The organism is Veronia nyctiphanis, assembly GCF_004116385.1.
Lineage (GTDB): Bacteria > Pseudomonadota > Gammaproteobacteria > Enterobacterales > Vibrionaceae > Veronia > Veronia nyctiphanis.
The window spans coordinates 1-4,835 of the sequence record NZ_PEIB01000068.1 but is presented as its reverse complement, the minus strand read 5'-3'; the positions used below and the strand labels follow the sequence as shown (position 1 = coordinate 4,835).

Here is a 4,835-nt window from a genome sequence, read left to right as displayed (position 1 = left end):
AAACGTCTCGCTATCAGTGCGCGTATCAGGCGCCGCCGCTTTACTCTCTGTCGGTTTTTTTTTATTAAAACTAGTGGGTTTCTCTGTTCATGGTGGGTTATGAAAGATAATATAATTATATAAAAAGCATGTATTAATTTAATTAATACTAAATTAATGTTTAGTTATTTATAGAATAAGAAAAATATTGAACTGGAATTAATTTCTCGACACCAATCAATATGCAACAAATTTTCTAATATTTCTTAATAAATGTGTTTATGATAGATAAGGCTTTCAGTTTTCACTTTAGGGTTATTTTAACATGTAGCCTAGTTTGGAAAATAACAGAGACCAGTCACTGTGAAAATTAAGAATAGTTAAAATGTTCAATTAGTGGTGATTAATAATAATAAAAGCCTAGAGGTAAAAAATGGCAGGAAATGGATTTGGGAAGTTTCCATTTATTCCTAAGACAACGTCTGTTCGTCAATCTACATCGTTTCACTCACAAGATTCAAAACAATCAAACTCAGATACTGATGAAAAGGAATATAAACAAAGTCATAGGTTTAGAGTCGAATGGGAAAATGACCAACATCTTGTCACTATAGATGAACATGGATCAACAATGACGTTGATCAGCAAATCTACGGGGAACATTTATAGAATGTCGGCTGACCCTGTTGTAAGTTTTGACAGCTCACTTCAGAGTTTTATTGGCGTTGGCGAACATCAGAATCACGGGATTTTGAATTTGGACGGGGATGTTCAAATTCACTTATCAACGGCGAGAAGCGAGGCTGTCAATATTAAGACGTTAAGTGAGGTGCTTATTTTTGAAATAGCGGCAGACAAGGCAACACTGATGAAAAACGTGAATGGAGGATCGCCGCATCTCTCGAGTGGCATGGTTCTGGAAACCGGCAAGGTGAGTGACTTTAGGTCGCAAACAGGAATAGATTTCAATACGTCTTTGCAATGGCTTGATGAGATCGAAAAAAGCGGCGGATTAATGATGTTGAACCGCGAAGGAAGATGGGTTCAGCTTCATCAGCATGAGAACAGTGTGGATTGTGTTATATCTGACATTTGTTACCAGCTGAGCGAAGTGGGCTATCATGCTGCGTCTGAATATTGGTCGTATATCTCTCATAATAAGTCTTCAGGCTTTTTTAACTGGCTACAATCTGCGTGGTTTAACGAAATATGCAACATGTACGGCAACCCTTGTGGTTTGGGTTGTTATACGCCGTGTGCTGAGTGGCCATTACCTGGCTGTAATTCAATGAGTTCAGATTTTTACAAAGGGTTAAGTAATTTTAGTGGCGACGATGCCGCTATTGTTGATGAATCTTTATTTACTGGGCCTGATATATGGGCATTGATGGCAGCTGCGCAAATGTTTAATTGGTATTCGTCCCTTTATCGATTGTGTTCTGATGGTGAATGCGGGCGTGAGTTTAGCCAAATATATCAGGGGAATTGGGGGCCGTTGACGATGAATGCAGGAATTGTTAGAAAAGGATGAAGTCAGTTTTGATTGGATGAGTCTTTGTAGAGTTTCTTTACATAATGATGCGTTATAGTCGAGTCGACGATCTTATGACAAACGTTGTCTTGGCTTAATCGTGTTGTTAACTCAAATTAAGTTTCATCTCATTTGCTTTTCTGACCATGCGAGACAAAATTTAATTGTGACCAATATCAACATATATGTGTATTAAATATTTATACTTGCATTATGTTTGAGATGAATAGTGATTCTAATAGTCTTAATTATGTGCCTTTCTAAGTTATCTAATAATTTAAGTTATTGATATTTAATATTAATAATTTAACTGCCAATCGATTTGTCTCATCTTTCATAACAGTTTTATTTTCGAACCCCGGCAAAAATGCTCCTAAAATGGGCAAACTTTCATAAGAGCCTTTTTGAATCATTCTCCATTGATAGAATAATGTCTACAGGAAGTACGTGTAATACCGTCAGATAGGGTATTGATTGCTAGGAGGTGAAGATGATGAGAGGTTTGGCACACACAGCGGTAACTGTGTTAATGCTTTTGAGCGCACCTTCTCACACTGCTCCTCAACACTCAGCCGAAACCCATGGCGATAAAAACCCAGAAGAACTTATCATCGCATATAGAGACAAGCCCCAGAGCCTTGATCCTCAGGAGTTTAACCTTTGTAGCAGTCTTACATTGTCGAACATTGTCTTCGATAAGCTCGGTCTGTTTGACAGCGATGAGGCGTTGTTGAGGCAAGGGTTGGTTACAGATATTTCATTGCTAAACAAAGAGACAAACTCTTGGGGAGTGACCTTGCGGCGGGGTGTCAAATTCCATGACGGCAGTGAGTTAACCTCTTCTGATTTTGTCTACAGCGTAAACCGCATTAAATCATTGCCAGATAATCCTCATTCCTTTAAGCGATTTGTAGAGCACATACAACACATTGAAACAGTCTCGACCTATAAAGTCCGAATTCGAGTGAGCGGAGGTTATATCAATATCCGCAATGACCTCAATAAAATCGCCATCGTGTCAGAACGTTCATCATCAGATAAACGGGCTAACTTGGTGGGTACCGGAACATACAAACTCGTTGAGGCTGACTTGGATAACGGTTATCTAAAGCTGGAAAACTTTAAGGACAACTGGAGAAATATAGACCCGATCAGGAAAGTGAAAATCACGTTTTATCCAGACGATGATCAACGCCTTAACGCTCTACTGAATGGTGATATTCACGTTGCGGATAAGCTCACGCTCAACCAATTGGAAATGCTTGAGGAAAAAGGATTCAATATTTTCAGACGAAAAGGGCGTAGGGTCTTCTATCTATATGTAGATACAGTCAGCGATCAGGCAAAGTACATTACCGATAATCAAGGAAACGCGATTGACGTTAATCCATTAAAAGATTGGAGAGTTCGAAAAGCGATCTCTCTTGCTGTTGATCGGAATTATATTGCCTCAGAGGTATTAGAGGGGCGCGCTTTGCCCGCTTCTCAACTGTTTTTACAAACGATGCCCATTGCGAGTAAAAGTCTACGGGTCGAATCTCGAGATATTCAATTGGCAAAACAGCTAATGTCAGAAGCCGGGTATAAAAAGGGTTTCCAAATAGTCTTTCATGGCCCTAAAGGGGTTTTCTCCAAAGACGTACAAGTCATGAGAGAGATTACGAATTCACTATCAAAGATTGGTATTAAGGCAGATATCAAATCTCTCTCGGAAGATGAATATTACGATGATACCGCGCCAAACCAAGCTTTTCGCTCAGTTTTTCCAGCTGGGCGCCAAAATCGGATGGACCTATACTTTCACGCGTTTGTTTAACATTGGAAATCAAACCTCTGCGGATAGGCGATACACAAATTCTAAGCTAACCCGAGTTGTGAAGGCCGCGGAAATGACGGTGTCAAAAGGTGAAAGAGAGACGCTTTATCGGAGGGCATCGGAAATGGTGATGTCTGATCTTGCAATTATCCCGCTCCATCATCAGGTGAGTAACTGGGGCATGGCCCCAACGGTTACCTATCATCCAATGCCAGGTGCATGGCAAACAGATCCTGAAATGTTCAGGTGGGTAAATAACGCTTATCCGCTGGCTAAAAAACAGTAGCGTCAATCAGTCATTCTTTCGGGTAATCAGCTTTAAGCTATTAACATTTGTTTGTAATGAACTCACTCTCTATTTGCTGAATGGTTAGTGAGCCACTTTTTCTCGCCTGTTCTTGTCCATCTTCAAACAAGATCATCGTAGGCAAGCCTCTAACATTGTACTTTTTGCTAATGGCGGACCCTAGCGAAGCATCGACTTTAACAACAGTCAATGAGCCTGCATACTTTTCAGCAGTGACCTCTACTGTCTTATTCATCAGCAAGCACGGCCCACACCATTCCGCCCAGAAATCGACTAACACGCGAGAGTTGGATGCGATAATGGTATCGAACTGGTCTACCGATGAGACATTAATAATTGCCCCGTGACTCTCAGATGCTTTTGCGAATAATTTTTTACTCGCTGAAAAAGGCCAACGAATAAGTGCGATGAAGTTTGAGCAGATTAACAACAGTATAATGACGGCGAAGGCGATCACCCTAAATGGCAGAAAATAAAGCGGCCCATTAGTAGCAAACGTTTCTAGTTTGTTGATCCTATCAGTGAGGGTATTAGAAAAGTTCAAGAGTGACTCCCTGTTCAATATATCTGCGTTTATTGAACATACTAACTGGCATCAGGAGTAGGCATTGAGCTGATACAAGATATTGCGATACACCTCTTGCGTCTTCTTCCTTACGACTTAGCCTTGGCTTTTTCATTAACAATTACAATATGGATTACTGCGGCCAATACAATGCTTACCAAAAAATTCATCAGCCAAAAAGGTTGTAATGACTTCAACGCCATCAATTGAGATAGCCACTGACCAAGTGGAATATTTACTAACAGCATCATAGCATGTGAAAACAAGTACATGACACCAAAATGTGTGGCAGGGAATGTACCGCGGTGTTCGTTAGCCGTTATTGCCATAATTGCGGGATAACCCAGAGAAGTGCCAACAGAAAACAAGAGGATAAAGAGTAAGAAAGGAATGAGCGTCAAGCCGACCGTATTACCCGTCTCGCCGAAAGTTTGAGTAAAGCCAAGTACTGCGAACGCCAACCCCATTAACACAAATGACACTTGAATTGCCTTACGATCGTTAAGATATTTCTCACTCAGTCTTGTTGATAGCATTTGGGTGAAAATTCCGAATAGAGCGGAAAACGTAAATAACGCAATGTGAATAGCCACTGACTTGATAGACACACTTGAGTTAGACATGATGACTAACAGAG

5 protein-coding genes are annotated in these 4,835 nt (G+C 40.4%); 3 read left to right on the top strand and 2 right to left on the bottom strand.

Translation table 11 applies throughout. The annotated features are described in order from the left end of the window. The first annotated feature begins 412 nt into the window (after nucleotides 1–412). From CS022_RS24240 to CS022_RS24230, 3 genes are all read left to right on the top strand, one after another. A complete protein-coding gene (locus tag CS022_RS24240) occupies nucleotides 413–1,510 on the top strand; it encodes a hypothetical protein (RefSeq protein ID WP_129124427.1) in 1,098 nt (365 codons plus the stop codon). Between the two features lie 490 nt (nucleotides 1,511–2,000). After that, entirely contained in the window at nucleotides 2,001–3,326 is a 1,326-nt protein-coding gene (locus CS022_RS24235; RefSeq protein ID WP_129124426.1) for an ABC transporter substrate-binding protein, read from the top strand. A gap of 73 nt (nucleotides 3,327–3,399) precedes the next feature. Then, on the top strand, nucleotides 3,400–3,612 hold the full coding sequence (locus CS022_RS24230) for a hypothetical protein (protein WP_129124425.1): 213 nt from the start codon (nucleotides 3,400–3,402) through the stop codon (nucleotides 3,610–3,612). 40 nt (nucleotides 3,613–3,652) lie between these two features. Here CS022_RS24230 and CS022_RS24225 read toward each other — a convergent pair whose 3' ends face one another. Both CS022_RS24225 and CS022_RS24220 read right to left on the bottom strand, forming a co-directional pair. Continuing rightward, entirely contained in the window at nucleotides 3,653–4,177 is a 525-nt protein-coding gene (locus tag CS022_RS24225) for a thioredoxin family protein (RefSeq protein ID WP_161569742.1), read from the bottom strand. Between the two features lie 110 nt (nucleotides 4,178–4,287). Continuing rightward, nucleotides 4,288–4,835 (bottom strand): hypothetical protein (locus CS022_RS24220; protein ID WP_235869895.1); only part of this gene is annotated, 548 nt, incomplete at its 5' end.

Coding starts and splice junctions, on each gene's coding strand:
- CS022_RS24240 (WP_129124427.1), top strand. CDS start 413: ATGGCAGGAAATGGATTTGGGAAGTTTCCATTTATTCCTAAGACAACG.
- CS022_RS24235 (WP_129124426.1), top strand. CDS start 2,001: ATGATGAGAGGTTTGGCACACACAGCGGTAACTGTGTTAATGCTTTTG.
- CS022_RS24230 (WP_129124425.1), top strand. CDS start 3,400: ATGACGGTGTCAAAAGGTGAAAGAGAGACGCTTTATCGGAGGGCATCG.